The organism is Mycolicibacterium sp. lyk4-40-TYG-92 (assembly GCF_030209435.1).
Taxonomy (GTDB): Bacteria; Actinomycetota; Actinomycetes; order Mycobacteriales; family Mycobacteriaceae; genus Mycobacterium.
Map to the genome: position 1 here is coordinate 220,819 of NZ_JARVRX010000003.1, position 26,263 is coordinate 247,081.

Annotated in this window: 24 protein-coding genes and 1 pseudogene; 7 read left to right on the forward strand and 18 right to left on the reverse strand. The window is 66.4% G+C overall.

Annotated features, from left to right (window positions below; genetic code table 11):
• From QRN63_RS07230 to fadD5, 8 genes are all read right to left on the reverse strand, one after another.
• Complete coding sequence (locus tag QRN63_RS07230; RefSeq protein WP_267320046.1) at positions 1-1,188, reverse strand: virulence factor Mce family protein; 1,188 nt, start codon at positions 1,186-1,188, stop codon at positions 1-3.
• Entirely contained in the window at positions 1,188-2,807 is a 1,620-nt protein-coding gene (locus QRN63_RS07235) for a virulence factor Mce family protein (RefSeq protein WP_285030171.1), read from the reverse strand. The genes QRN63_RS07230 and QRN63_RS07235 overlap by 1 nt, the downstream gene beginning before the upstream one ends.
• Before the next feature lie 10 nt (positions 2,808-2,817).
• Positions 2,818-4,395, reverse strand: coding sequence for an MCE family protein (locus tag QRN63_RS07240; protein WP_285030172.1), 1,578 nt, complete (start codon positions 4,393-4,395; stop codon positions 2,818-2,820).
• Complete coding sequence (locus QRN63_RS07245) at positions 4,392-5,423, reverse strand: virulence factor Mce family protein (RefSeq protein WP_267320043.1); 1,032 nt, start codon at positions 5,421-5,423, stop codon at positions 4,392-4,394. Before QRN63_RS07245 ends, QRN63_RS07240 begins: the two co-directional genes overlap by 4 nt.
• Positions 5,420-6,700, reverse strand: a complete 1,281-nt coding sequence (locus QRN63_RS07250; RefSeq protein WP_267320042.1) for an MCE family protein — start codon at positions 6,698-6,700, stop codon at positions 5,420-5,422. The genes QRN63_RS07245 and QRN63_RS07250 overlap by 4 nt, the downstream gene beginning before the upstream one ends.
• A gap of 4 nt (positions 6,701-6,704) precedes the next feature.
• Positions 6,705-7,574, reverse strand: coding sequence for an MlaE family ABC transporter permease (locus tag QRN63_RS07255; RefSeq protein WP_020103357.1), 870 nt, complete (start codon positions 7,572-7,574; stop codon positions 6,705-6,707).
• A gap of 4 nt (positions 7,575-7,578) precedes the next feature.
• Positions 7,579-8,382 carry an MlaE family ABC transporter permease gene (locus QRN63_RS07260; RefSeq protein WP_020103356.1) on the reverse strand — a complete coding sequence of 268 codons (804 nt, stop codon included), beginning with the start codon at positions 8,380-8,382 and terminating at the stop codon, positions 7,579-7,581.
• A gap of 262 nt (positions 8,383-8,644) precedes the next feature.
• Positions 8,645-10,267 carry a fatty-acid--CoA ligase FadD5 gene (gene fadD5 / locus QRN63_RS07265; RefSeq protein WP_267320040.1) on the reverse strand — a complete coding sequence of 541 codons (1,623 nt, stop codon included), beginning with the start codon at positions 10,265-10,267 and terminating at the stop codon, positions 8,645-8,647.
• A 135-nt stretch (positions 10,268-10,402) separates the two neighbouring features.
• On the opposite strand from fadD5, the gene QRN63_RS07270 reads away from it, so the two are divergent.
• Positions 10,403-11,098, forward strand: coding sequence for a GntR family transcriptional regulator (locus tag QRN63_RS07270; protein WP_267320039.1), 696 nt, complete (start codon positions 10,403-10,405; stop codon positions 11,096-11,098).
• Here the strand turns inward: QRN63_RS07270 and QRN63_RS07275 are convergent.
• Both QRN63_RS07275 and QRN63_RS07280 read right to left on the reverse strand, forming a co-directional pair.
• A complete protein-coding gene (locus QRN63_RS07275; RefSeq protein ID WP_064858619.1) occupies positions 11,095-11,538 on the reverse strand; it encodes an SRPBCC family protein in 444 nt (147 codons plus the stop codon). The two genes, QRN63_RS07270 and QRN63_RS07275, sit on opposite strands and share 4 nt — an antisense overlap.
• A 106-nt stretch (positions 11,539-11,644) precedes the next feature.
• Positions 11,645-12,076, reverse strand: coding sequence for an acyl-CoA thioesterase (locus tag QRN63_RS07280; RefSeq protein WP_267320037.1), 432 nt, complete (start codon positions 12,074-12,076; stop codon positions 11,645-11,647).
• 26 nt (positions 12,077-12,102) lie between these two features.
• On the opposite strand from QRN63_RS07280, the gene QRN63_RS07285 reads away from it, so the two are divergent.
• Positions 12,103-13,191, forward strand: coding sequence for an alcohol dehydrogenase catalytic domain-containing protein (locus QRN63_RS07285; RefSeq protein ID WP_285030174.1), 1,089 nt, complete (start codon positions 12,103-12,105; stop codon positions 13,189-13,191).
• Here the strand turns inward: QRN63_RS07285 and QRN63_RS07290 are convergent.
• Complete coding sequence (locus QRN63_RS07290) at positions 13,188-14,381, reverse strand: FAD-dependent monooxygenase (RefSeq protein WP_285030175.1); 1,194 nt, start codon at positions 14,379-14,381, stop codon at positions 13,188-13,190. The two genes, QRN63_RS07285 and QRN63_RS07290, sit on opposite strands and share 4 nt — an antisense overlap.
• Positions 14,382-14,504: 123 nt before the next feature.
• Here QRN63_RS07290 and QRN63_RS07295 point away from each other — a divergent pair, with 123 nt between their 5' ends.
• Positions 14,505-15,122: a TetR/AcrR family transcriptional regulator C-terminal domain-containing protein gene (locus QRN63_RS07295; protein ID WP_285030176.1), complete on the forward strand. Its 618-nt coding sequence runs from the start codon at positions 14,505-14,507 to the stop codon at positions 15,120-15,122.
• On the opposite strand, the gene QRN63_RS07300 is transcribed toward QRN63_RS07295, so the two are convergent.
• Together QRN63_RS07300 and QRN63_RS07305 are read right to left on the reverse strand one after the other, a co-directional pair.
• A complete protein-coding gene (locus tag QRN63_RS07300) occupies positions 15,119-16,915 on the reverse strand; it encodes an acyl-CoA dehydrogenase (protein ID WP_285030177.1) in 1,797 nt (598 codons plus the stop codon). The two genes, QRN63_RS07295 and QRN63_RS07300, sit on opposite strands and share 4 nt — an antisense overlap.
• Before the next feature lie 48 nt (positions 16,916-16,963).
• The gene (locus tag QRN63_RS07305; RefSeq protein ID WP_234880477.1) at positions 16,964-17,656 is read right to left on the reverse strand and encodes a TetR/AcrR family transcriptional regulator; all 693 of its coding nucleotides are present in this window, start codon (positions 17,654-17,656) and stop codon (positions 16,964-16,966) included.
• A gap of 148 nt (positions 17,657-17,804) precedes the next feature.
• Between QRN63_RS07305 and QRN63_RS07310 the strand changes: the two are divergent.
• From QRN63_RS07310 to pntB, 3 genes and pseudogenes are all read left to right on the forward strand, one after another.
• Positions 17,805-17,921, forward strand: a pseudogene (locus tag QRN63_RS07310) (CAP domain-containing protein); the annotation flags it as partial.
• Between the two features lie 252 nt (positions 17,922-18,173).
• Complete coding sequence (locus QRN63_RS07315; protein WP_267320032.1) at positions 18,174-19,697, forward strand: Re/Si-specific NAD(P)(+) transhydrogenase subunit alpha; 1,524 nt, start codon at positions 18,174-18,176, stop codon at positions 19,695-19,697.
• Between the two features lie 34 nt (positions 19,698-19,731).
• Positions 19,732-21,162, forward strand: a complete 1,431-nt coding sequence (pntB, locus tag QRN63_RS07320; protein ID WP_267320031.1) for a Re/Si-specific NAD(P)(+) transhydrogenase subunit beta — start codon at positions 19,732-19,734, stop codon at positions 21,160-21,162.
• A 165-nt stretch (positions 21,163-21,327) separates the two neighbouring features.
• On the opposite strand, the gene QRN63_RS07325 is transcribed toward pntB, so the two are convergent.
• The 3 genes from QRN63_RS07325 to QRN63_RS07335 form a co-directional block, all read right to left on the reverse strand.
• Complete coding sequence (locus QRN63_RS07325; protein WP_285030179.1) at positions 21,328-22,224, reverse strand: alpha/beta fold hydrolase; 897 nt, start codon at positions 22,222-22,224, stop codon at positions 21,328-21,330.
• 93 nt (positions 22,225-22,317) lie between these two features.
• Positions 22,318-23,511, reverse strand: a complete 1,194-nt coding sequence (locus tag QRN63_RS07330) for a sensor histidine kinase (RefSeq protein WP_267320029.1) — start codon at positions 23,509-23,511, stop codon at positions 22,318-22,320.
• Between the two features lies 1 nt (position 23,512).
• A complete protein-coding gene (locus QRN63_RS07335; RefSeq protein ID WP_267320028.1) occupies positions 23,513-24,154 on the reverse strand; it encodes a response regulator in 642 nt (213 codons plus the stop codon).
• 206 nt (positions 24,155-24,360) lie between these two features.
• On the opposite strand from QRN63_RS07335, the gene QRN63_RS07340 reads away from it, so the two are divergent.
• Entirely contained in the window at positions 24,361-24,600 is a 240-nt protein-coding gene (locus QRN63_RS07340) for a hypothetical protein (RefSeq protein WP_267320027.1), read from the forward strand.
• Positions 24,601-24,658: 58 nt separating this feature from the next.
• Here the strand turns inward: QRN63_RS07340 and QRN63_RS07345 are convergent, their stop codons facing one another.
• Entirely contained in the window at positions 24,659-25,156 is a 498-nt protein-coding gene (locus QRN63_RS07345; RefSeq protein ID WP_267320026.1) for a hypothetical protein, read from the reverse strand.
• 16 nt (positions 25,157-25,172) lie between these two features.
• Positions 25,173-26,192 carry a zinc-dependent alcohol dehydrogenase family protein gene (locus QRN63_RS07350; RefSeq protein ID WP_285030182.1) on the reverse strand — a complete coding sequence of 340 codons (1,020 nt, stop codon included), beginning with the start codon at positions 26,190-26,192 and terminating at the stop codon, positions 25,173-25,175.
• Between the last annotated feature and the right edge of the window lie 71 nt (positions 26,193-26,263).

Consider the following 26,263-nt stretch of genomic DNA (forward strand, 5'->3'; position numbering starts at 1 on the left):
TCACTCCCCCCTTTCCACACGCGGGCCGCCGGGGGCGGTGGCCGGGTTCGGGGTGAATCGAACGTCCGGGATCATCGTCGCCGGGTCACGGCCCCACGACTGCTCCAGCGCCCGAGCCATACCCGAAAGTCCGGTGCCGGTCAGGATGCCGTTGTCGATGGCACTCAGCGTCAGGTCGAGGTGCAGCGAGATGTTCATGTAGTCGCCGCGGATGACCTTCGGGATGTTGTCGATCGGGAACGGCAGCGTGAACAGCAGCTTCATGGCCGGCACCAGGTTCGGTGAAGTCTTGGCGATCTGCTTGAGCGCCCGCTGCAACGTCGCCAGGTTGGTGTGCAGGTTCGCGTTGCTGTTCGACAGCGTGGTGTCCGACGCCTTCGACAACCGGCCCAGCGCCAGCACCGCGTTCGAGAACAGGTCCTGGGTCTTGTTGAAGTGCTCGATCAGCGGCGGCGTCTCGGTCAGCACCCGGTCCAGGGTGTCATTGCGATCCGCGACGACCTTCAGCAACGTGTTGCTCGAGCGAATGGCGCGCGTGATGTCGTCGCGCTGCTGATTGATCTCGTCGGTGAAGGTGTCCAACCGGTGCAGGAACTCTTTGATCTGATCCGCGCGCCCGTTGAGGATGTTGTAGACCTCGGACTGGATCTTCTCGATGTTCGGCACACCGCCGCCGTTGAGGATCCCGGAGATACCGGCCAGCGTCCGCTCGATGGTCGGGTACGCCGACGAGTTCTTCAACTCGATGGTGTCGCCGTTGCGCAGCGGTTGCGTCGACGGATCGGCCGGCGGGTCCAACTCGAGGTGCTGGGCACCCAGGAGGCTGGTCTGCCCGATCTTGGCCTGCACGTTGCGCGGCAGGTTGATGCCGGGGTTCAGATCCACGGTGAGGGTGGGCACCCAGTTCTTCAGCTCGATGGCCCGCACCCGGCCGACGAACACGTCGGCCACCCGGACCCGGCTGTTGGCGTTGAGGCCCAACGTCTCCGGCATCTGGATGTAGATCGTCGAGTGGCCGGCCTCGGTGCCCGGACCACCGGGCAGCGGCACGTTGGCGATACCGCGCCAGCCGCACGAACTGAGGACCAGCGCCGCGGCCGACAGCACGCCGACCCGGCGGGCATTGCGCGCCCACTTACCGCGGCGTCGCGATGCCGAAGGTGACTTCGGCCCCATGGACCCGGTCATCATTGGCCTCCAACTTCGGCAGGAAGTGCGGGTCCGGCCGGCGCGGGCGCCGGAGCCGGTCCAGGGGCGGGCCCAGGTGCCATGGCACTCATCGGGCTCGGGTCGTTACCCGGACGCGGCGGCGAAACCGGTCCCGGCTGCGGGTACCACGGCGGGGGCAGCGGGCTGCTCTCGTTGTAGGCATCCGGCGGACCGGCCATGTTGACGCCGCCGGTCGGCAGCGGTGCGTCGGGTCCACCCATGAGCTCACTGAGCGACTCGGGGGTCAGTAGGTCCTGGGTCGACGGGCTCACCTTGATGCCCTGCATACCCGGCGCGGTTACCCAGCCTGCCTCGTGCTGGCCATGCGACCACGGGGTGTCGGGGGAGAAAATACCCGGCACGGTGGTGTCCTTGTACCCGCCCGGGGGCTGCAGCCGCGGCTCCGAGTAGGTGACCAGCTTCGGCAGCGTCATGGCGGTGGTCGCCATGTTGATGCCGAACGGCAGGTAGTTGAACTTGATCGCGTCCATCACCGGCGCGAGGTACTGCGCGCACAGTTCGGCGGAGTCCTGGTAACCCAACCGGCTACCGGCCTGGATCGAGCTGCAGATGAACTGCAGCGGGTTCGAGAAGTTGGTCACGCCCGGCAGCACGCCGGAGGCGATCAGGCCGCCGGTGGCCGGCGAGTAGATGTTCTCGAGGTTGGCCAGGAAGTTCGGGTAGGCGTGCAACGCCCGTTCGAGACCGTCCCGCGGCTCCGGCTGCAGGATGGCCGTCGTCGCCTCGGAGACATCGTTGATGTCGTGGGCCAGCACGCTGCCGTTCTTGTCCAGGAAGCTCCTGGTCGTCGTCATGACCTGGTTGAGGTCCTTGAGCGCCGACGCCAGCTCCTGGTCGGTGTTGGTGAACTTGTTGGTGAACGAGGCCAGGTCGTTGTTCAGCGAGACGAACTGCTGATCACTCTTGTGCAGGGCGTCGACGAACACCGCCAGGCTCTTGATCACCTGGAAGAAGTCGCCACGGCCGGTGTTGAGCGTGTTCACCGCATCCGACAGACCCTTGAGGGTCTTGTTGAACTGAGCGCCTTTGCCCTCGAAGCCGTCGGCGAACGATTCGATGATGTCGCCGAACGGACCCTTCGGCTGATCCTTGGTCGGGCCCAGCTCGGCGAGGATGCGCGTCAGCTGGTTGCGCAGCTCGTCGTACTCGATCGGAATCTGGGTGCGTTCCTTCGGAATCACGGCACCATCGGCCATCGCCGGTCCACCGGTGTACGGCGGCGACAGCTGGATCACGCGGGACGCGACGAGGCTCGGGTTCAACACCGATGCCGACGCGTTCTGCGGCACCTTGAAGTGATTCGAGTAGTGGAGGACGACCTTCATCTGGTCGCCGTGCGCCTCGATGGTGTCGATGGCACCGACCTCGACGCCCATGATCAGGACCTTGTCGCCCGGATACAGCGCGAGGACCTCAGGGAAGTACGCCGTCACCGTGGTGGTGGTCATCTTGCGGTAGAGCTGCAGACCGAAGAAACCGAGCAGCACGATCGCCACGAGCGCGATCGCACCACCGATGACCGTCCCCTTGGACAGGTTCGGCTTCTTGATGTTTCGGATGCTGAAAACAGTCGACATCGTGGCGGCCCTATCCTTGCGACCCTGGCGGGAGGAACGGCGGGTTGCCCGGCAACGGCGCGGTACCGGCCGGACCGGCGTTGGGACCAGGTCCCGGCGGCGCCGGCGGCGCGATCAGCGGCCCGGGAATCGGAGCGAATCCGGGAGCGATGTCACTGTCACCGGGCTGCGGCGTGAGCGGAACCGTCCGGGCACCGACGGGTGCCGGCGGCAACGGCACCGGCGTACCGGGCACGTTCTCCGCCGGTTGTCCCGGGAAGGCTGCCGACGGCACACCCGGGCCGGTGGGAACCCCGGCCGGGTTCGGGGCAGAGGGCACCACATCCGGCGGGCCGTAGTTGCCACCGAACGGGTTGTTGCCGAACGGACCGACCGTCGCGTGCGCGCACGGCAGCGGATCGGCCGGCGACGGATCGGCGCCCGGTCCCGGGGTGTACGAGCACGGCGAGCCGGGAGGCACCGCCGGACCGGGGTGCTCCGGTGTGCCTTCGAGCTTCGGCGGCGCCGGCGGCGGCGCACCGTTGGCAAAGCGCTTGCCGTTGGGATCCGGCCACTGCGCCTCCGGCAGACCGGCGCTGCGCCAGAAGTCTTCGGGGTTCAGTCCGCGCTTCTTGAACGCGGCGTCCACGAACGGCTGCATCAGCTGCGGCGGCAGGATGTTCTCGACCATGACCTTGAAGTACGGGCCCGAGGCGATGGCCTCCGACAGCGAGGCCACGAACTTGCCCGCCGACACCAGGGTGTCGGCCAGGTCCTGCTTGCGGGCGACCAGGATGTCGCCGATGGTCCGGAGCTGTTCCAGGACGTGGTTGATGTTCGGGTTCTCGTCGATGGTCGCCTTCAGCTGGTGCGACACCCGCGACACCCGCTCCAGCAGCTGGCCGATGGCCTCGCCGCGCTGGTTCAACGCATGCAGCAGCGCCTGGGCGTTGACCAGCAGCGCATTCACCTGGCCGCTGCGGTCGCCGAGAATTGTGGCGATCTTGTTGGCGTTGCCGAGCAGCGAGCGGACCTGCTCGTCGCGCTTGCCGATGGTGTCGGACAGCTTCTGCACGCCCTCCAGCGCCGCCATCAGGTGCGGCGACGTCTGATCGACCGTGTCGGACAGGACGTTCAGCGACTCTTTGATCACCTTGGTGTCCCAGCCCTGCGAGGCCCGGGTGACGTCGAAGATCGCGTCGTAGATCTGGTAGGGCGTCGAGGTCTGGCCCAGCGGCAGCGTGCCGCGCGGCGCCAGCTTGTGGGTGCCCTTGGCCTCGATCTCGATGGCTTTGCGGCCCAGGATGGTCTCGGTCTTGATCAGCGCACGGCTGTCGGTGCCGATCGTGTTGGTACCGATGTTGAAGCCGATGATCACCTTGTCGCGATCGATGTCCATGCTCTTGACCGTGCCGACGTTGACGCCGTCGATGCGGACGTAGTCGCCGACCACGAGGCCGCCGGAATCACTGAACTGGCCGTAGTACGTCGGCGAGGCGAACAGCATCGGCACCTGGGTCACCGACGCACCCACGGCCGTGACGAGCACGACGGCCGCCAGACCCATCATGCCTCTGCGGACCCGATCGGATCCTTCTATGGACCTCACTTCGGCGTGCACCTTCCCGACGGCTGGTTGGTGAGCTTGACTGTGCGCACGGGGCCACCCGGCTGCAGACCATTCATCTTCAACTCGATGTCGCAGACGTAGAAGTTGAAGAAGTCGCCGTAGACACCACCGGAACGACCCAGGATCTTCAGCGCCTGAGGCACCTTCTGCAACGTGTCGTTGAGCTGCTCCTTCTGGTCGACCAGCGACTGCTGCGTGGTCTCGAGGTAGCCGAGCGTGCTGTGCAGCAGCTCGCGGTTGTCGCCGAGCAGGTCGGCGAGCGAGCCGGCGGCGTTGCTGATGTTCGCGACCGAGTCCGCGATCGGATCGGAGCGCCGCTTCAGCCCGGTGACCAGGGACTCGAAGTTCTTGATGGTGTCGTCGAACTGCTGCTGGTGCTTGACCGTGGTGTCCAGGACTGTGTTGAGGTTCTTGATCACCTCACCGATGGCCTGGTCCTGCTCACCGATGGTCGAGGAGAACGACGCCGTCTGGTCGAGGATGTTGTTGATGGTGCCGCCCTCGCCCTGGAAGATCGTGACGAGCGACGAGGCGATGGTGTTGACCTTCTGCGGATCCAGCGAACGGAACAGCGGCCGGAAACCACCCACCAGGGCATCCAGATCCAGAGCCGGCTCGGTGCGGTCGACCGGGATGGTGCCACCCGGGGGCAGCACCTGGTTGCTGTCACCGCGGCGCAGGTCCAGGAACCGGTTGCCGATCAGATCCAGGTAGCGGATGTGCGCGGTGGTCCCCTGGTAGAGCGACAGGGACTTGTCAACGGTGAAATGCACCTTCGACTTACTGCCACCGTCGATCAGCTCGACATCGGTGACCTTGCCGACCTCGACGCCGTTGGCGCGCACGAACTGGTCGGCCTTCAAACCGCTGCTGTTGGTGAAGATCGCCGAGAACTCGTTGGTCCGGCTGAACCGGAACTGACCGAACACGATGAAGATGCCTGCCGTGAAGGCCAGCAGGACCGCGGAGAAGATGGCGAGTTTGAACGCCGTGCCCTTGATGCTCATGGGTTGATCGTGTTCTCCCCGTCTTGACGACCCCAGACGTACTCCGATGCGAACGGCGACCCGAGACCGAAGTGGTTGTACGGCGCGATCGACGCACCGGTGTCCATCACCATGTAGGGCATCGGGAGGATGTCCTTGGTGACCGTCCAGCAGCCCGGGCGTCCCATCGGACCGCCGGAGGCGTTGATCCGTGGGAGGTTGTCCGGGTAGACGTACTGGTTGGCCGCACCGACGAGCTCGGTGTGGGTCACCAGCGAGTAGCCGTTACCGCCGAGGCCCTTGGCCGCGGCCGGCGCGCCGGCGGCGAAACCGCGGAACAGGCAGTCGAGCTCGGGGGCGTACTTGTCGAGCACCCGGGAGGTCGGCAGCAGGTCCTCGGCGCCGCGGACCAGGTACGGGCCGCCCCGCTCGAGGATGTCACCACCGGTGTTGCCGAGGCCGACGGCCGACATGAGCGCCTCGTCGATGGTGCCGCGCTGGTCGTTCAGGGTGCGCTCGGTGGTCACCGCGTTCTTCAGGCCGTCCCACAGGTCCGGCGAGGCCTTCGAGTACACCTCGGACAGATCCGCGAGGGCCTTGGTGTCGTGCCGGATGGTCGGCATCCGCTGGTTCAGGTCGGCCAGGATGACATTGCCGTTGACCAGCGACTGCCCGAACTTGTCACCGAGGCCGTCCAGCGCCTGTGCGGCGGCGGTCAGGGTGGCGTTCAGCTTGATCGGATCGACCTGCTCGGAGATCGCCGTGATCGTCTCGAACAGGGTGTTGAGCTCGGTGGTGACGCAGGCCTCGGCCGGCGTCGGCGGCGAGCACTTGGAGACGTCGATCGTGTCGCCGCTCTTGATCCGCGCGCTCTCGGGATCCGATGGCGAGGTGAACGAGACGTACTTGCTACCGAAGACCGTGGTGGCCAGCAGCTTCGTGTTGATGTTCTTGGGCAGCAGGGGGAGGTACTTCGGGTCGACATCGAGCTGCAGACGAGCCTTCGTGTCGTCTTCCTTGCCGATGACGTCGATCTGCTTCACGCGGCCGATGGGCACCCCGTTGTAGGTGACCTTCGAACCCGGGTCCATGGACAGTCCGGACCGGGGCGACACCACGTACAGCTTGGCCTTGGTGTCGAAGTAGCCGCGGAACTGGAACCAGACCACCACCAGAACCAGTGCAGAGATCACCGCCAGCACGACGCCGACGACCTTGTAGGGCGGGGTGCGGTCTTGGTTGAGCGGCGCGTGGACCTGACCTTCGGCGACAGGCGGCGTTGCTTGTGGATTCGTCATCGCGTCACACCGTCAGGTTGAAGTTCGGGTCGGTGCCGTACAGCGCCAACGAGAAGAGCAGGACGACAACGACATTCGAGATCAACGACGTGCGCATCGACCGGCCCACGGCCTCGCCCACGCCGACCGCACCGCCACTGGCGTAGTAACCGAAGTAAGCATGGTTGAGCAGCACCACCATCGACATGATGATGACCTCGAGGAACGACCACATCACATCGTCCACGCGCAGGAACGTGTGGAAGTAGTGCTCGTACGTACCGACCGACTGACCGTAGAAGAGCGTGGTCACCAGCTGGGCCGACAGGAACGACAACAGGATCGCCAGCGCGTACAGCGGGATGATGACGACCATGCCCGCGATCAGGCGGGTCGACACCAGGAAGGACAGGGACTTGACGCCCATGACCTCGAGGGCGTCGACCTCTTCACTGATGCGCATGGCGCCGAGCTCGGCGGTGGCGCCGGCCCCGACGGTCGCGGCGAGCGCCGTACCGGTGACGACGGGCGCGACGACGCGGATGTTCGCCAGGGCGGCGAAGAAGCCGGTGAACGCCGCGACACCGATGTTGCCGAGTGACGCGAAACCCTGGATCGCGATCAGAGAGCCCGCCGCCAGGGTGACGAAGCCGATGATGGCGACGGTGCCGCCGATGACGGCCATAGCGCCGGTGCCCATGCCGACCTCGGCGATCAGCCGCAAGACCTCTTTGCGGTAGAAGCGCAGCGCGTGCGGAATGTGCCCGACGGCCGTCACGACGAAGACGCCGACGTGGCCGAGGCTGGCGAGCAGGCGGCCCGGAGCGCCGCCGAATTCCTTGACGCGGGAGAAGACCCGCGGGAACCGGCCTTGCAGAACTGTCGATGTGCTCATGTCGCTACCCGGCCTGCGTTCCGAACTTGATACCGATGGTGGTGAGCACGACGTTGACCGCGAACAGCGCGATGACGCACAGCACCAGCGTTTCGTTCACCGCGGTGCCGACACCCTTCGAACCGCCCGCCACGGTGAGCCCGCGGTAGCAACCGACCAAGCCGGCGATGAGGCCGAAGACCGTGGCCTTGAGCACCGAGATCACGACCTCGGGGAAGCCCGTCAGCAGCGTCAGCGTCGAGACGTAGGCGCCGGCGTTGACGTTCTGGATGTACACACCGAAGAAGTAGCCACCGACGAGACCGATGATGATCACCGCGCCGTTGAGCATGAAGGCCACGAACGTGGAGGCGACCACGCGGGGCACGACCAGGCGCTCGATCGGGTCGATGCCGAGCACCTCCATGGCGTCGATCTCTTCACGGACGGTGCGGGCGCCGAGGTCGGCGCAGATGGCCGTCGAACCGGCACCGGCCACCACGAGCACCGTCACCAGCGGTCCCAGCTGGGTGACGGCACCGAGGGCCGCACCGGCGCCGGACACGTCGGCCGCGCCGAATTCACCGAGCAGGATGTTCAGGGTGAAGATGATCAGCACCGTCAGAGGAATCGAGACGGCCAACGTGGGCAGGAACGCCACCCGGATCAGGAACCAGCACTGAAGGATGAACTCCTTCCACTGGAATGGCCGCGAGACCAGCGCCTTGAAAGTGAGGATGCACATCTTGACGAAGCCACCCACTTTTGTGAATGGCTTGTCGAGCTGGTCCTTGAGATACCCGACCAGGGAGTTGTCCGAGGCTGTCACCGATCAGCCTTCCCTTCCGGAAAGCGGCCGTTCCGCGGCGTCACGCGTGGCACGTCCCCTCCTTAGCCACTAGCACAAACTGAGTGATTTCCGTCTCGCTACTCCCGAGTAGTAAGACGGACCACAGGACTGTACCCGATACACCGCGTACCCCGTGACCCAACTGAGGGATAATTGCGTTCAGTTTCAGCAAACGCGACATGGGCCCATCCGCCCTCCGCTCAGGTGGTCGAATTTCTCAGCGCGACGTCACTTGCCACGCTTACGACACACTTGTATCACCGAACCGCTCGCGGAGTTCCGTTTTAAGAACCTTGCCAGAAGGATTTCGCGGCAGAGCGTCGACAATTTCCAGCACTTTCGGGTGCTTGTAGCGCGCCAGCCGTTCGGTCAGAAAATCGTCGAGATCCGCCAGGGTCAGGGCACTTTCGCCATCAACGTTCGCACTGGGCGTCACAGCAACGACGGCGACAGGGACCTCGCCCCACTTTTCATGTGGGCGACCGATCACCGCGACTTCGCTAATCGACGGATGCGCGGCCAGAATGTTCTCTACTTCTGCGCAGTAAATATTTTCGCCACCGGAAATAATCATGTCCTTTTTACGGTCGACGACCCAGATGTAACCCTCCTCGTCCTGGCGAACCAAGTCTCCGGAATGGAACCAGCCGCCGGCGAATGCCTCGGCCGTCGCTTTCGGGTTGTTCCAATATCCCGCCATGAGGGTGGGCGCACGGTAGACGATCTCCCCGACCTCGCCTACCGGAACGTCATTCATGTTGTCGTCGACGACGCGGGCAGCCACCGTCGGGATGACCCGTCCGACCGATCCCAGCTTCCGCAGCGCGTCCTGGCTCAGCAGCATGCACGTCACCGGCGACATCTCGGTCTGACCGAACGCAGCAAAGATCTGAGTGCCCGGGAACGTCGACGCCATCTCCCTCAAGAGAGTGTCCGACGCAGGCGCCGCGCCCCAGGAAAGGACGCGCAATTTCACGTCGCGCGGCTTGGCCTGCTGTGCCGCGCACACGGCCTGCCACTGCGCCGGAACCAGGAAGATCGACGAGACGCCTTCGGCCTCCAGCACGTCGAGCAGCGCGCCGGGATCGAATGCACCGAGCGGGTAGATCACGGTCGGCAGACCCAGGAGCAGGCCGCCGATCATGTTGCCGATACCGGCGATGTGGAAGAACGGGACGCCGATGAAGCCGACGTCGTTGTTGATGTCCGGCGCGATCGTGAACAGGTTGGTCATGGCCTGGCCCATGATGTTGACGTGCGTCAGCACGGCACCCTTCGGATACCCGGTGGTGCCCGAGGTGTACATGATCAGCGCCGGGGAGTCCTCCGGGATGTCGACGGGCGCGGGAGGCGCGCCGTCCTCGGCGAGGACGTCGTCGTAGCCCAGCACGGTTCCCTCGGTGGCGCCGCCGGCGACGATGACGGTGGCCAGCGACGGTTCCAGCTCCCGCACCGCCGTGGCGACCGGGGCCAGCACCTGCTCGGTGATCACGGCTTTCGGGTCGCAGTCCCGCACCAGATAGGCGATCTCGGGCGGCGTCATGCGGAAGTTGACCGGGACCGCGATGGCGCCGAGCAGGTTGGCGGCCAGGAACGACTCGACGTACTCGGTGCGGTTCAGCATCAGGATGAGCACGCGATCACCGAAGCCGACCCCTCGACGGCTCAGCGCTCCCGCGAGCTTGGTGACGCGCCGCTGCAGCTCACCCCAGGTGACCGTGTGGCCGACGAACCGCAGTGCCGTCCCTTCGGGCTGCATGAGGGCGTGCCGGGCAAGGTGCGTCGTCCAGTTCTGCCGACGGGCCAGATACGGCTGCTCGAGTGGTGCGGGTGACACGGTCTGCTCCTGCGTCTCGATCGGCATCGCAGCGGACTTCGAGTGATCGCGACGAACGATGCTGATATTTGATCAAATATAGTGTTGCCGCCGTCACAATAGGACGCCCGCACCATCCGGACAACCGCCGGGTGGCTCTACCCGCCGACAAGAAGGACTGCCGTGAACGTCTCGGCGAAACCGCTACCCGGCCTCCAGCGGGCCCGTCGGCGTGAACAGCTGTCCGACGAGGTGGCGGCCCATCTCCGGGCGGCGATCATGTCGGGCACCCTGCGGCCGGGCACGTTCGTCCGGCTCGACGAGACCGCGGCCGCACTCGGCGTGAGCATCACGCCCGTCCGCGAGGCACTGCGCACCCTGCGCGGTGAGGGCATGGTCGAGCTCGAACCCAACCGCGGCCACGTGGTGTCCGCCTTCACCCGCGACGACATCGCCGACATCTTCTGGCTGCAGGCCACCATCGCCACCGAGATCGCCGCGAATGCGGCCCGGCGGATCACCGAACCCGTCATCGCCGAACTCGACCGGCTGACCGACGAACTCGCCGACGCCGTCGCGGCGGGCGACGTAGACGCGATCGCGCTGGCCGAGTTCCTGTTCCACAAGGAGTTCAACCGCGCCGCGGGCCGGACGAAGCTGGCCTGGTTCCTGCTGCACGCGACCCGGTATCTGCCGGTCCGCATCTACGCCACCGATCCGCAGTGGGGCGCCGCGACCGTGGCGAATCACCGCGAATTGGTTGCCGCCCTGCGGGACAAGGACATCGATGAGGTCGTCCGGCAGACCCGACGCCAGTTCGACGACGCCGCCGAGCGCTTGACCGGAAGGCTCGACGAACTCGGGTTGTGGCCTGCTTAGTTGGCGGCGAGCTGCTCGGCGCGTGTCTTGAGGTTGCCGGCGAGATGGTCCAGCGCGTCGTTGACGACCTTCTTGATCATCATCGACGGGATACCGGGCATGTCGACCTCGACGTCCATGTCGACGGTCAGCAGGGCACTGGTCCCGAGGTCGACGACGGAGAACAGCTGCTCCTGCTTGGAGAACAGGTTGCCCTGCTGCATGACGGTCTGGATCTGGCCGTCACCGGGGTAGTAGACGGCCTGGATGTACGAGCCGTCCATGCCCTGAATCTTGGTGTCCAGGCGGAGCTGGCTGGGCCGGCCGTCGTCGTAGCGGTGCAGAATCCAGCAGCCGGTGACTTCTTCGTTCCACTGCGGGTAGGCCTCGAAGTCGGCGACGATCCCCAGAATCTGCGCTGCAGGTGCGGCGACCTCGACGGTCTTGCTCACGATCGGCATGGGCCAGAGCATATCGAGGCCGCTGCGCCGTCGATCCCGCGCGTGTGTCCGTTGACCCTGAACTGACGGCGCAGGTCTCTCGACATTTCGCGCCCTCGATACAGGCTCAACGCACGACGGCGGTCTCCAGCAGCTCACGGATGGGCGCCGGGATCGGGACGGGACGACGGGTGTCGCGGTCGACGTACACGTGCACCCAGCTGCCGACGGCGGCCGGCGTGCTGTCGCCCTCGGCCCACAGCCCGGTGCGGTAGGTGACGCTGCTGTTGCCCAGCCGGGTCACCGCGAGTCCGACCACCAGCTGCGACGGGAACTTCAGTTCCGCGAAGTACCGGCAGCCCGATTCGGCGACGACCCCGAGCCAGGGCGCGGCCACCGGGTCGACGTCGCGTGTGGTGTTGATCCACGCGTTGATCGCGGTGTCGAAAAGCTCGTAGTAGACCGCGTTGTTGAGGTGGCCGAACATGTCGTTGTCGGTCCATCGGGTCTGCACGGGCCAGTGCACCGGAAATTCCGCGGTGGTCAGTGCCTGCTCCATGCCGGTCAGTCTGTCAGGCTGGGGACATGTTGATTCGCGGTGCCGTACTCGAAGAGATCGGGCGAGCCCGCCCCTACGCCGAATCGAAGCCACTCACCATCAGCGAGCTGAACCTGGATGCCCCGGGCGACGGCGAGCTGCTGGTCCGCATCGAGGCGGCCGGCCTGTGCCATTCCGATCTGTCGGTGGTCGACGGCAACCGCGTCCGCCCGGTGCCGATGCTGCTCGGCCACGAAGCGGCCGGCATCGTCGAACAGGTCGGTGGCACTTCGGATTTGGCGGTCGGGCAACGCGTCGTCATGACGTTCCTGCCGCGCTGCGGCCAGTGCCGGTCCTGCGCGACGGACGGCCTGGCGCCGTGCATTCCCGGCAGCGCCGCCAACGGCGCGGGCACGCTACTCGGCGGGGATATCCGCCTATCTCGCAGTGGCGGGGCGGTTTTGCACCACCTCGGGGTGTCAGCGTTCGCGACGCACGCGGTGGTGGATCGCCGATCGGTGGTGCCGGTCGACGCGGATGTGCCGCCTGTCGTCGCCTCGCTGCTCGGCTGTGCGGTGCTCACCGGCGGCGGCGCGGTGCTCAACGCCGGTCAACCGAAACCCGGTCAGACGGTCGCCGTCGTCGGCATGGGCGGGGTCGGGATGGCCGCGATGCTCACCGCCCTGGCGCACGACGACGTCCGCGTCGTCGCCGTCGACCGGTTGCCGGACAAACTCGACCAGGCCCGCGCACTCGGCGCGCACGACGCCGTCACCGATCCCGGCGACATCAAGGCCGATGTGGTGATCGAGGCCGCCGGCCACCCTGCGGCCCTCGACACCGCGATCGGCATGACGGCCCCGGGCGGCAAGACCATAACGGTCGGGCTGCCGCACCCGGATGCGCGAATCTCGTTGTCACCCTTGGCTTTGGTCGCCGACGGCCGGTCGCTGATCGGCAGCTATCTCGGGTCGGCGGTGCCCGCACGGGACATCCCGCGCTTCGTCGAACTGTGGCGCGCGGGACGACTCCCGGTCGAGAAGCTGGTGTCGGACACCATCACGCTGGACGACATCAACACCGGGATGGACGCCTTGGCCGACGGCCGCGCGGTGCGGCAGATCGTGCAGTTCTAGACCCGCGTGTCCGCCCAGGCCGCCCTGGCCGCGTCGAGAACCCGTTGCCGCAAGGCATCGGACTGGTCGTCGGCGGACACCGCGTCTCCGGGCCCGGTGTCTGCCGCCGACTGAATGAACCATCCCCGGGAAACCCGCGCGAGTTCATGACTCAGGGCGATCATGTCGGCTATCCGCTCCTGATACCGACTGAAGGCGTGCAGGTGATCGTCGGGCGTGGCGTTCAGCTCGTCGGCGAGCGCCGCGGCTCCGATGATCGCCAAGGTCGCACCCATGCCGGACAACAACGACGGACTGTAGGCCGCATCGCCGACGAGCGCGACGCGGCCGCGATACGGCTGCGCCACGACAACCTGGGCCACGGAATCGAAATAGAAATCGTCGGCGAGGTCCATGCGATCGAGCAGTTCCGTCGTCCGCCATCCCATGCCGGTGAAAACTTCCTTGACCCAAACCTGTTGAGCCGCAGCGTCAGAGCGATCGTAGCCAACCGGCGGCGAGTCGAAGAACAGGCCGACGACGATCTCGCGGTTGCCGTGCACGCTGTAACAGCCGAGGGTGCGCCCAGGCCTGTTGAGCAATAACCCGGCGTGCTCGAGATTCAGCATGTTGTCGGCGGTGAAGTGCGCTTGGTAGCAACCCAGATGGTGAACGAATTCCGATTCGGGTCCGAAAGCCAGGGCTCGCGTATGCGAGTGCAGTCCGTCGGCACCGATGACGAGGCCGAAATCCTGGCGCCGGCCACCGCGGAACGTGACGACGACGTGGCTACCGGCGTCGTCGAGTGAAGCCACGGAATCATTGAAGCGGTACGTGATTCCGTCCTGCGCCGCGGCGAACAGCACTGCGCTGAGTTCGGTCCGCAGGAGTTCGACGTCGCCGGCGATCACCTCGGGCGCCATGGTGACGACGCGGTTGCCCGCCGGGTCGATGCGGTAGAACTCGGCCAACCCGGTCGCACGCTCGCAGAGTTCGTCGTAGACCCCCATCTCGGCGACGACGTCGACCGCCGGCCCGCGCAGGTCCACGGCGTTCCCGCCCCGGCGCAATGTCGGGGCCCGCTCGACAACGGTCGGCCGGAACCCACCTCGCGCGAGCCGGTGCGCCAAGACGAGGCCGGCGATTCCGGCGCCGCAGATCAGTACCTCGCGGTCGGCACCACTGGCCGAATGATGGTCAGCCGAAGACATTTCAGGGTCCTTCCGGACGAGGCCGAGCCCACCGCTCGGTCCGACCCAGTCCAGGCTAGGTCGCTACTTGACCATTGGTCAAGTATCGACTTGTTATCGTGCTCGGGACCGGAAAGGGAGGCGATGGCGCGTCTTGACCGAGCAGCCGTCCTTGCAGGGGCCTGGGCGTTCATCGAGGAGCACGGCATCGACGCATTGACGATGCGCAAGCTCGCCACGTCACTGGGGGTCAACCACGGAACCCTGTACTGGCACGTGGACAACAAGCACGCACTGACCGATGCCCTTGCCGACGACCTGCTCCACGGGGTCGCCGACGAGACCGGCTCGGGCGCGCAGGGCGGCGACCGGTTGATCGAGCTGGCGCACCGGCTGCGATCGGCACTGCTGTCACACCGAGATGGCGCTCGTGTCCTGGCCGGCACATTCGTCCGCCAGCCCAACACATTGGCTTTCGGCGAAGCGGCGATCGGCGCCGCCCTGGCCGCCGGCGTGCCCGAGGCCGAAGCCGTCCTGGTCGCGTTCTCCGTGCAGTACTACGTCATGGGCTTCGTCATCGAAGAGCAGGCCGCCTACGAACTCTCCCGGGACGAGTCGCGCGACAACAGTCGGGAACCAATCGACGCCAGTGCGTATCCGCACGTGGCCGCCGGATTGGCACGCTTGCGAAAAACCCCGCGCGACAGTCAGTTTGCCTACGGCCTGACGCGACTTGTCGCGAACACCGGCCTACCCGGCTAGAACCAGCTGTCCCGCATCTCCAGCGTCGTGCGGTCCAGCGACGCCAGCAGGTCCAATTGCGGTGCGGTCTTGGGCAATTCGAACCGGAAGAAGTACCGGGTCGCCTGCCGCTTGCCGTCATAGAAGTCGCCGTCTTTACCGGCGGCGGCCACGAACTGCTCCAGCCACAGCCACGCCACCACGATGTGCCCGAACGCCTCCAGGTAGACGTGACTGTTGGCCATCACCGCGGGGATATCGCCGGAGCCGAACATGCCGCCGGTCACCACGACCAGCCGCTGCCACGACGCATCGAGCGCACCCGCCAGCTCGGCGCCCTCACCGCCTACCTCGTTGGCCGCCCGCACCGTCTCCGCGATGACCTGCCCCAGCGCCGCGAGGCTCGCCCCACCGCGCTGAGTCACCTTGCGGCCCAACAGGTCCAGGCTCTGGATCCCGTTGGTGCCCTCGTGGATCGGGTTCAGCCGGTTGTCCCGGTAGTGCTGCTCCACGTCGTATTCGCGGGTGTAGCCGTACCCGCCGTGCACCTGGATCGCCAGGTTGTTGGCCTCCAGGCACCACTGCGACGGCCAGCTCTTGGCGACCGGGGTCAGGATGTCGATCAACAGCCCCGCGGCGTCGGACTCGGCATCCGATTCCGCGCTGTGCTGCACGTCGACCAGCCGGGCGCAGTACAGGGCGAGCGCCAGCCCGCCTTCGACATAGGCCTTCTGCGCCAACAGCATTCGCCGGACGTCGGGATGCTCGACGATGGGCACCTGGGGTGTCGTCGGGTCCTTGACGTCCAGCGGGCGGCCCTGCGGCCGCTCCCGGGCGTACTGCACGGATTTGAGGTAGCCGGTGTAGCCGAGCGCGACTGCACCCATGCCGACGGCCAGGCGTGCCTCGTTCATCATCTGGAACATGTAGACGATGCCGCGGTGCGGCTCGCCCACCAGATAACCGATCGCGCCGTTCTCGCCGCCCGGATTGAACTGCGTATCACCGAAATTCAGAACGGTGTTGGTGACGCCGCGCTGCCCCATCTTGTGGTTCAGGCCGGCGATGGCGACGTCGTTGCGCTCGCCGATCGATCCATCGGCGTTCACCAGGTACTTTGGCACGATGAACAGCGAGATGCCCTTGGTGCCGGGAGGTCCGCCGGGGAGCTTGGCCAGCACCAGGTTGACGATGTTGTCGGTGATCTCGTGCTCGGCGCCCGAAATCCACATCTTGGATCCGAACAGCCGGTAGGTGCCGTCCGCGCGCGGTTCGGCGCGGGTGGCCACGTCGGCCAGCGACGACCCGGCCTGCGTCTCCGAGAGCGCCATGGTGCCCGAAAAGCGGCCTGCCAGCATGGGTTTGACGTAGGTCTCGATCTGCTCGGGCGTCCCGAACCTGGTCAGCAGATTGGCGTTGGCGATGGTCAACATCAGGTAGCCCGACGTCGACACGTTGGCCGCGGCGATCCAGGCGAACGCCGCCTGCGCGACGACGGCGGGCAGCTGCGCCCCACCGACCGACTCATCCATCGACATGCCGATCAGATCGGCGCCGACGAACGCGTCCCAGGCCTCTTTCACCTCGGGGACCATCGTGACGGTCTGCCCGTCGAAGGTCGGCTCGTTGGCGTCGCTCTTCTTGTTGTGCGGCGCGAAGTAGCGTTCGGCCAGCTGTTCACTGAGGTCCAGGACCCCGTCGAAGGTCTCGCGCGAGTGATCGGCGAATCGCTTGCGGCCGGTGAGTTCGTCGACCTTGAGCCACTCGTACAGCAGGAAGTCGAGGTCCCGGCGGGACAGCAGCAGAGATTTCATCGGACCTTTCATCAGTGCCGTAGCCGCCTTCCGCCGTGTCGTTCTGTATCAGGCGCCGCCGCCGAGGGGGTCCTCGGTGCGAATCGTTTCGTCGCGGATCAGGCCCCGCAGCAGTGCCGTGCTGAATTCCACCGCGATCTCGGAGGCCGTGCGCCGGCCGTGCGGCCGCAGCCACCGGTAGGCACCCAGCGTCATCCCGATGTAGCCCAGCGCCAGGACATGCGAGTCGCAGTCGTTGAACTCGCCGCTGGCGATGCCGCGGTCGATGACGTCGCGGACGTGCTCATAGACGGTCGTCTCCGCCTTGCGGATATAGGCGACCTGCTCCTCGGTGAACCATTCGGTGATGTACGGCCCCTCCTGGAAGTACACCGCCGCGGATTCCAGGTCGGTGGCAATGCCCGTCAGCAGCCGCCGGGTGAAGTTGAAGATGGTCTCGCGCGCCGAGGCGGTCGGGTCGTCGTGGAGGGCGTCGACGGTGAAGTCGGCGGTCGACTTGTAGATGTCCCAGAGGATCAGCGACTTGCTCGCGTAGTAGTGGTAAACGGTCGCCTTGTTGAGCCCGACGGCGTCGGCGACGTCGTCCATGCGGGTCCCGTGGTAGCCGCGGGCCGCGAACAACTTGGCGGCGACCGCCAGCAACTCCTCGCGCCGCGACGTGCCGTTCGACCCGTTCGACGCAGCCGACGCCCCCGCGGGCGACCCCGTGGCAGAACCTTTGGTCGACGACTCTGTGGACATGTCAGCTCACTCTATGCAGTCGGGCGCACGGCCCGGGACCCAATCAACTGGTTGGCCAGTCTATGCCGTGACATTTCTCCGGCCGATCCGCCACTCGTAACAGGGGTCCAACAGCTAAACTCGCGAGTAACAAGCTTGTCGGTTGGAGGTACTGATGGATCCGAGTCCGGATTACGACGCGAGCGACGAGGTCGAGTACTTCTTCAACTGGGTCCCGTGGGGCCTGCGCGGCGTGTACCCGCCCCCGGCGTACCCCCCGGTGTAACCACCCGAAAATTGCACCTCACCGACCGGTGTGTTGGCGCGCAGCGTCCCACCGGTCGGAATCTGTGTACCCAAATCCGTGCCGATGACGTAGACATATCCGGCACCGCCCCCGCAGCGGACTTTTGGTCGCATTATGAGCGACTGCTAATTTATAAGCGATTGCTAACTGGTATAGGGGGGCAAGAGCACCGTCCCGACGTGGATGGGGGAGACTCTTGCAAGCAAACCAACACAGATCGGATCGGATTCGATGATCATCGGGATTCCCCGCGAGTCTCTGGCTGGTGAGACGCGGGTTGCCGCCACTCCTGCAACTGTCGGGCAGCTGATCAAGCTCGGCTACTCGGTAGTGGTTGAGTCCGGCGCGGGCGACTTGTCCAGTTTCGCCGACGCCGCCTATGTCGAGGCCGGCGCCGACATCGGCTCCCCCTGGGCCGCCGACATCGTGCTCAAGGTCAACGCCCCCGACGACGGTGAGATCGCCGCCCTCAAGGACGGCGCCACCCTGGTCTCGCTGATCTCCCCCGGTTTGAAGCCCGAGCTGGTCGAAAAGCTCGCGACCCGCCCGATCACGGTGCTGGCCATGGACGCGGTGCCGCGTATTTCACGCGCCCAGTCCCTGGACGTGCTGTCCTCGATGGCCAACATCGCCGGCTACCGCGCCGTCGTCGAGGCCGCCCACGCTTTCGGCCGGTTCTTCACCGGCCAGGTCACCGCAGCCGGCAAGGTCCCGCCGGCCAAGGTGCTCGTCGTCGGCGCCGGCGTCGCCGGCCTGGCCGCGATCGGTGCCGCCGGCTCGCTCGGCGCCGTGGTCAAGGCCACCGACCCGCGCCCCGAGGTCGCCGACCAGGTCGCCTCCCTCGGCGGTGAGTACGTGTCCGTCGACCCCAATGCGGGCGAGGTGTCGGCCACGGGCTACGCCAAGGAGATGGGCGACGACTACAAGGCCCGCGAGGCCGAGCTGTACGCCGAGCTGGCGAAAGACGTCGACATCATCATCACCACCGCGCTGATCCCGGGCCGCCCGGCGCCGCGGATCATCACCGCCGACATGGTCGCCTCCATGAAGCCCGGCTCAGTGATCGTCGATATGGCTGCGGCCAACGGCGGCAACGTCGAAGGCACCGTCAAGGACCAGGCCATCGTCACCGACAACGGTGTGACGATCATCGGCTACACCGACCTGGCCGGCCGCCTGCCCGCGCAGGCCTCCCAGCTGTACGGCACCAACCTGGTCAACCTGCTCAAGCTGCTCACCCCGGAGAAGGACGGCCAGGTCGTCCTGGACTTCGACGACGTGGTGCAGCGCGGCGTGACCGTCGTCCGCGACGGCGAGATCACCTGGCCCCCGCCGCCGGTGCAGGTCTCCGCCGCCCCGGCCGCCCAGCCGGCCGCCGCACCCGCCGTCTCGCAGGCGAAGGAGCCGATGACCACGGCGCGTCGCCTGGGCATCACCTTCGGTGCCGCCGCGGTGCTGTTCTTGCTGATCGCCGCGTCGCCGGCCGCGCTGCAGGTTCACCTGACGGTGTTCGCCCTGGCGATCGTCATCGGCTACTACGTGATCGGGCACGTGCACCACGCCCTGCACACCCCGCTGATGTCGGTGACCAACGCGATCTCCGGAATCATCGTGGTCGGCGCGCTGCTGCAGATCGGGCATCACAACACCCCGATCACCGCCCTGGCCGGCGTCGCCATCCTGCTCGCCAGCATCAACGTCTTCGGTGGCTTCGCGGTGACCCGCCGCATGCTGGCCATGTTCTCCCGCAGCTAGAGCCTGCTGACCTCAGAACCTTTGGAACGGATTCATGTTCAACGCAGAAACCATCACCAACGTGGCGAACGCGGCCTACGTCGTCGCTGCCCTGTTGTTCATCCTCGCTCTGGCCGGCCTGTCCAAGCACGAGACCTCCAAGGCCGGTAATGCCTTCGGCATGGCCGGCATGGGCGTGGCCCTCGTCGCCACGATCGTCCTGGCCATCAACAAGCAGATCGAGCCCCTGGGCCTGGCGCTGCTGATCGGCGCCATGGCCGTCGGTGCCGCCATCGGCCTCTGGCGAGCCAAGGTCGTCGAGATGACCGGCATGCCCGAGCTCATCGCGCTGCTGCACAGCTTCGTGGGTCTGGCCGCCGTGCTGGTCGGCTGGAGCGGCTACCTGCACGCCGAGTTCGACCCGAACAGCCAGGGCGCCCTCGAGCTCGCCAAGGAAGGCATGCTCGGCATCCACTCCGCCGAGGTCTTCATCGGCGTGTTCATCGGTGCGGTGACCTTCACCGGTTCCATCGTCGCCAACCTCAAGCTGTCGGCCAAGATCAAGTCCGCCCCGCTCATGCTGCCCGGCAAGAACTTCCTCAACGTCGGCTCGCTGGTGGTGTTCATCGCGCTGACCGTGTGGTTCTGCATCGCGCCGAACCTGTGGCTGCTGGTCGCCGTCACCGTCCTAGCATTGCTCCTGGGCTGGCACCTGGTCGCCTCCATCGGCGGCGGTGACATGCCCGTCGTCGTCTCGATGCTGAACAGCTACTCCGGTTGGGCCGCGGCCGCCTCGGGCTTCCTGCTGTCCAACGACCTGCTGATCATCACCGGCGCGCTCGTCGGCTCCTCCGGTGCTTACCTGTCCTACATCATGTGCAAGGCGATGAACCGGTCGTTCATCTCCGTCATCGCCGGTGGCTTCGGCATCGAGGCCGGCCCGTCCGAAGACAAGGACTACGGCGAGCACCGCGAAATCACCGCCGAAGGCGCTGCCGAGATGCTCGCGTCGGCCAGTTCGGTGATCATCACCCCCGGGTACGGCATGGCCGTCGCCCAGGCGCAGTACGGCGTAGCCGACCTGACCCGCAAGCTTCGGGACAAGGGCGTCAACGTCCGCTTCGGCATCCACCCCGTCGCGGGTCGTCTGCCCGGGCACATGAACGTGTTGCTGGCCGAGGCCAAGGTGCCCTACGACATCGTCCTCGAGATGGACGAGATCAACGACGACTTCGACGACACCGACGTCGTGCTCGTCATCGGCGCCAACGACACCGTCAACCCGGCCGCCTCCGAGGACCCGGGCAGCCCCATCGCCGGCATGCCGGTGCTCACGGTGTGGAACGCCAACAACGTCATCGTGTTCAAGCGCTCCATGGCCTCCGGCTACGCGGGCGTGCAGAACCCGCTGTTCTTCCGCGACAACAGCCAGATGCTGTTCGGCGACGCCCGCGACCGCGTCAACGACATCCTCGCTGCGCTGTAGCAGTACACCGAAAGGCCTCCAATCCACCGTGATTGGAGGCTTTTTCGTATCGGTGCCGAACACAATGTCGGTCTGAGAGCGTCGCTGAGGCCATATACGGTTATCAGCACTCTCAGACCGACATTGTGATTGCGCCTCGCAGTCGATCCCGGTCCACCAACTCCGTCAGCGGACGAAATCACCTAGTGCGGCGAGGAATTGCTCCGGCTTCTCGACCATCGGGCTGTGGCCGGAGCCGGCAATGAGATGCGGCGGTAGGCCCGCAGCGGTGTACCGCGCGACGTTGGACGCCGTCGGCGTCAGGACGTCCTTGTCACCCCACAGCACCAGCACGGGCTTGCCGAGCCCCTTCAGCGTCTCAACCACAGGGCGGCCGGGTTCTTTCGAGTCGCACACGCCCGCGTAGGTCAGCTGTTTCAAGGAGCGGTACGCCAACGGCGGCACGGGATAGTCGGCCGCGAACCCAGTCTGCAGCGAGCTTTCGCTGATCGCATCGACACCACGGAAATGATCGAGCGCAGGCCCGATGACAGGCCAGCACAGCATCTTGCCGAGCAACGGCATGGACACCAGGTCCTCCCCCGCAGGAGTGTCCGAAACCGCTACGCGCTCAACCATTTCCGGGTACTTGGTGGCGAACTCGGCAGCCACCTCGCCGCCCATCGAGTGCCCTACCAGTTCGGCGTGCAGGACGCCCAGCGCCACCAGGGCGCGGTGGACGGCCTCGGCCTGACCGTCGGCGTGATACGGCGCCGCATCGGTCGGCGCCTCGGAACCACCGTGCCCGACGAGGTCGACGGCGATGACCCGCTGATGGACGGCCAACGCCGGGGCGACCTTCTCCCACCACTCGATAGACGCCGAATACCCGTGCAGCAGAACGATTGCCCGGTCTCCAGGCGGTCCGTATTCGCGGACGTTCAGGTCCGGCCCATCGAGTTTCAGGACGTGGCCGCCGGCGAACGCTTCCGCCGCGCGGCCGGTGTGTTCCACCACCACCGCGTTCACCGCCAACGCAACCACAGCCGCGACCAGCAGGCCGATCAGAATGCGCAGTTTCATGGCGCGACGCTACCGCCCCCACCTGCTAGCAGCCACACCATTTTCCGCCGAGCAGACGTGAAAACCCCCAAATCAGGCTCAAATAGGGGGTTTTCACGTCTGTTCGCGGTCCGGGGGTGACGTCACGGTCACGCGGGTGCCGCCGTCGGCCGCGGAGTCGACGAGCATCGAGCCGCCCATCGCGTCGAACCTGGCCAGCAGCGAGCCCAGCCCGATGTGTCCGTCGGCCACGTACCGTGACACCACTGCCGGGTCGAACCCGACGCCGTCGTCGGACACCGTCAGCACGATCCGGTTGCCGATGCGGCCCAACCGCACCGACACCGTCGAGGCGTTCGCGTGCTTGCCGATGTTGGTCAGCAGCTCGCGGGCCGCGCGGTACATCAGCTGCTGCGATTCCGGCTTGCCGACCTCCTCGAGATCGGCCCGCACCGCGACCCGACTACGAGACTCGAACTGCCGCAATAATTCCCGCACCGCCGGCGTCAGGCCGAGCTGGGCGAGCACCTGCGGATGCAGCTCGGTGACGGTCGCGCGCAGTGCCGCCGCGGTGTCTTCCAACGCCGCGTAGACCGCGTCGAGTTCGGGTCCGGGCTTGCGTTCGCGGACCTCGTCGAGCTGCAAGCGGGCCGCGAGGAGCGTCTGCAACGGACCGTCGTGCAGCCCGTCGGCGACTTCCTGGTTGTGCCGCTCGTCGGACAGCATGGCCTCCGAGACCAGCTGGCGACGCGCCTCCTGCAGGGCCTGCACACGCTCCTGGCGGCGCACGAGGACGAAGCACAACACGGTGGTGGCCACCGCTAGCCACACCAGGAACCCGAAGTGGGTGTAGACCATGTTCGGCAGGCCCATGCGGTCATCGTGTTTGGAGTAGAAGATCCATACCGCGAGATAGCCCGTGGCCGTGAGGGTGCCGATCGCCGCGGTCATCAGCGGACGGTCCTGGAACGCCACCGAGATCGGCAGCAGGAAGAAGACGGGCAGCAGGGCCGCGGTCGCGCCGCCGGACACCAGGCACAGCGACAGAATCACCACCAGGTCGATGCCGGTCGAGGCCCAGTCGGCCCAGCGCGGCACCGGGCCGCGCAGCACCGCCACCAGCCAGATCACCGCCGCGACCGCGTACAGGCCGAGGATCGCCGCATACAGTTCCGGCAGCCAGTGGTCGACGTCCCATATCCACACCAGGACGCCGATCAGGGCGATCAGCGGGAGTCGGAGCCCGGCGGATATCCGCACCGGCTCGGCGGCCAGGTACTCGCCGATCCGGCTGAGTGTCGGGCTCACGTCAGTCCAGCAGCTTCCGCCGCATCGCCTCGGCCACGGCCGCCGCGCGGTCCCCGACTCCGAGCTTCTCGTACAGCCGCTGCACATGGGTCTTGACCGTCGACGGCGCCAGGTACAGCTCCTTGGCCATGGCGGGGATGGTCGCGCCCTTGGCGATCAGCTGCAGCACCTCGCGTTCGCGCGGGCTGAGCGCCGGGGCGTCCGGCTCGGCCCGGCGCCGGATTTCGCCGACGAGTCCGGCGGCCAGGCTGGGCGCGACGACGTCGCGGCCCTTGGCACATTCGAGGATCGCGTTGACCAGCTCACTGCGGGTCGACTCTTTCGGCAGGAACCCGGCCGCGCCGTCCTGCAGAGCCCGGTACACGATCTCGGCCTCGTCGTGGGCGGACAGCAGAAGCACCCGGGTCGGCAGCCCGTCGCGCAGTACCGCCGCGGCCACCTCGGCGCCGTCCATGCCGGGCATGCGGTAGTCCAGCAGCGCCACCTGAGGCTTGTGAGTGCGGATCGCCGCCAATGCCGACGTCCCGTCGTCGGCTTCGGCGAGTACCTCGATGGCGCCACTCGCCGTCAGCGCGCGGACGACGCCGTCGCGAAACATCGGGTGGTCGTCACCCACCACCACGCGAACCCGTTCGTCGGTCATGCCGTCAGCGTCGCACGGCGACCAGCGAAAAGTAACTCCGATCGCAAATTGACGGCCGCGTGTCCCCCGATCAGTGGACACGGAAATCCACCGGCAACTGGGCCGATTGCCGGATACCCGCCGAGTCCGTGTCCGGGCACCCTTGAGTCAACACCGGAACACACCGGAGCAAGACACCAAAAGACCACTGCCACAGGAGAATTCAGATGAGTACTACCGCCCGCACCTTCGGCCTCTCGGTCATCGCCGCCGGCATCCTGGGTGGCTCGGCACTCGGCCTGGCCGGCGTCGCCGGCGCCACCACCCTGGGACCCGACGTCCGTCCGCCGCACATCGTCGCCACCCCGTCGATCATCGCCCCGCCGGCGGGGACGCCGCTGCCCGGCGTGCTCTGGCACCGCGGCATCTATCGCGTCGCCGCTCTGCAGCCCGGCCAGGTCCGCTGACCACCCCGAACCCGGATTCCCTCCCCGAAGTCGTCGCGGGGAGGGGATCCGCCGTTGCTCAGCCGTTCGACTTCGGCCACGCACCGCGGGACAGGTCATGGTCGAGCGCATCCGGACCCGCGTTGCCGCCGTAGAAGAGCGTCGGGTCGAAGGCATCGCCGAAGTGCTCGCGCAGCAGCGAGGAGAACAGCAGGACGGCCGCCTGCGGCCGGTGGTTCATGACGAGGTGGCTGGTCTCACCTGCCTCGTTGAAGTACACGACGACGAAGTTGTAGATCTCTACCCCGCCGGCACGGTAGGTCTCGGTACCTCGGATACGGGACTGATAATCCTCCAGGAAGAGCTCACCGCGCCGGCCGTAGAAACGGAAGTCCTGGTAGGCGTAGAGGCTCCGCGCGAAGCTCAGCATCTTCCCTACTTGTTCCGCGCCGCGTATTTCGCCGTTGAACACGGCGCCCTGCAGGATGACGTCGTCGGCAAGGTTGTCCAGCCAGTGCGGGTAGTAGTCCAGATGGGCCGCTTGGTTCTCGAGCTTGTGCTCGCCCGGTGTGGTCATCGTATGTCTCCTCGTTCTAGGATTCGAACACCAGTAGCGGTTTACCTCCGTGCGCTGGTGCTTCAGCCAAACGGACTGCGTCGCTGAAGTTTTCGACCGGCACCGGCTGCCCTTCGGGCACCCGCAAGACGCCACTGTCCAGGAGTTGGATGGTCTTGTTGATCGTTGCGGTCATGCACTCCTTCGGCGTCTGGCTGAACCAGCGGAAGAGCCAGAAGCCGCGGACAGTCTTGGTCTCATAGATCAGTGAGCGCGCGAAGACGGGAATGGTGAGCTTGTCGGCTTCCGTTTGGCGGTGCGTCGACAGCGCGCCGTAGACGACCAGTTCGCCGCCCGGCGCCAGCGCCCGCGACACATCCGCGCCCACCTGGCCGCTCACGCTGTCGATGGCCTTGAATACGCCTTCGCCACCGGCGATTTCGGCCACTCGCGCACGCAGATCCTCGTCCTCGGTACTGATCACCGCCGTCCCACCCAGCGCACGGATGTCGTCGACAGCGGAGCGGCGCCGGACCACATTGAGGGTCTTGAAGCCGAAGTGCGTGCCGAGCTGGATGACCGACTGTCCGACGGTGGAACCTGCGGCGGTCTGCAGGAGCCATTCGCCGGGCTGGACATCGAGTACCTCGCCGGTCAGGATGACCGCCGTCAACGGATTACTGAGCACCTGGGCCGCAGTCGAGTCGCTCATGCCGGCGAGCACCGGCAGCACGCGCTCGGCGTCAGCCACGAGATACTCCTGCCACGTACCCCGGACGCCGGCGGTGATGACCCGCTGACCAACCGCCAAACCGTCTACCTCACTGCCGATTTCGTCGATCACGCCGACGGATTCGATGCCCGGTGTCGTGGGGAACTCCGGCACGAAGCCGTAGCGGCCGCGCACCGTGTGCAGATCGCTGGCGTGGACCGGAACCGCGGTCACCCGAATCCGCACCTGACGGGGTCCTGGCTGCGGGACGGAGCTCATCTGCAACTGGAGAACTTCTGACGGTTCGCCCATGGCGCCGGCGACGACTGACCGCATGGTGCTCATCGTGGTGAGTTCCTTTCGGGCTGATTCCGAGGTGTTGCCCCGGTCAGCACCGCAGGCACCGCATCAATTCC

Coding starts and splice junctions, on each gene's coding strand:
- QRN63_RS07345 (WP_267320026.1), bottom strand. CDS start 25,156: ATGACCACACCGGGCGAGCACAAGCTCGAGAACCAAGCGGCCCATCTG.
- QRN63_RS07255 (WP_020103357.1), bottom strand. CDS start 7,574: ATGAGCACATCGACAGTTCTGCAAGGCCGGTTCCCGCGGGTCTTCTCC.
- QRN63_RS07325 (WP_285030179.1), bottom strand. CDS start 22,224: ATGAAACTGCGCATTCTGATCGGCCTGCTGGTCGCGGCTGTGGTTGCG.
- QRN63_RS07285 (WP_285030174.1), top strand. CDS start 12,103: ATGTTGATTCGCGGTGCCGTACTCGAAGAGATCGGGCGAGCCCGCCCC.
- pntB (WP_267320031.1), top strand. CDS start 19,732: ATGTTCAACGCAGAAACCATCACCAACGTGGCGAACGCGGCCTACGTC.
- QRN63_RS07335 (WP_267320028.1), bottom strand. CDS start 24,154: ATGACCGACGAACGGGTTCGCGTGGTGGTGGGTGACGACCACCCGATG.
- QRN63_RS07275 (WP_064858619.1), bottom strand. CDS start 11,538: ATGCCGATCGTGAGCAAGACCGTCGAGGTCGCCGCACCTGCAGCGCAG.
- QRN63_RS07295 (WP_285030176.1), top strand. CDS start 14,505: ATGGCGCGTCTTGACCGAGCAGCCGTCCTTGCAGGGGCCTGGGCGTTC.
- QRN63_RS07340 (WP_267320027.1), top strand. CDS start 24,361: ATGAGTACTACCGCCCGCACCTTCGGCCTCTCGGTCATCGCCGCCGGC.
- QRN63_RS07290 (WP_285030175.1), bottom strand. CDS start 14,381: ATGTCTTCGGCTGACCATCATTCGGCCAGTGGTGCCGACCGCGAGGTA.
- fadD5 (WP_267320040.1), bottom strand. CDS start 10,267: ATGCCGATCGAGACGCAGGAGCAGACCGTGTCACCCGCACCACTCGAG.
- QRN63_RS07350 (WP_285030182.1), bottom strand. CDS start 26,192: ATGAGCACCATGCGGTCAGTCGTCGCCGGCGCCATGGGCGAACCGTCA.
- QRN63_RS07280 (WP_267320037.1), bottom strand. CDS start 12,076: ATGGAGCAGGCACTGACCACCGCGGAATTTCCGGTGCACTGGCCCGTG.
- QRN63_RS07245 (WP_267320043.1), bottom strand. CDS start 5,423: ATGAGCATCAAGGGCACGGCGTTCAAACTCGCCATCTTCTCCGCGGTC.
- QRN63_RS07315 (WP_267320032.1), top strand. CDS start 18,174: ATGATCATCGGGATTCCCCGCGAGTCTCTGGCTGGTGAGACGCGGGTT.
- QRN63_RS07250 (WP_267320042.1), bottom strand. CDS start 6,700: ATGACGAATCCACAAGCAACGCCGCCTGTCGCCGAAGGTCAGGTCCAC.
- QRN63_RS07300 (WP_285030177.1), bottom strand. CDS start 16,915: ATGAAATCTCTGCTGCTGTCCCGCCGGGACCTCGACTTCCTGCTGTAC.
- QRN63_RS07305 (WP_234880477.1), bottom strand. CDS start 17,656: ATGTCCACAGAGTCGTCGACCAAAGGTTCTGCCACGGGGTCGCCCGCG.
- QRN63_RS07230 (WP_267320046.1), bottom strand. CDS start 1,188: ATGACCGGGTCCATGGGGCCGAAGTCACCTTCGGCATCGCGACGCCGC.
- QRN63_RS07235 (WP_285030171.1), bottom strand. CDS start 2,807: ATGTCGACTGTTTTCAGCATCCGAAACATCAAGAAGCCGAACCTGTCC.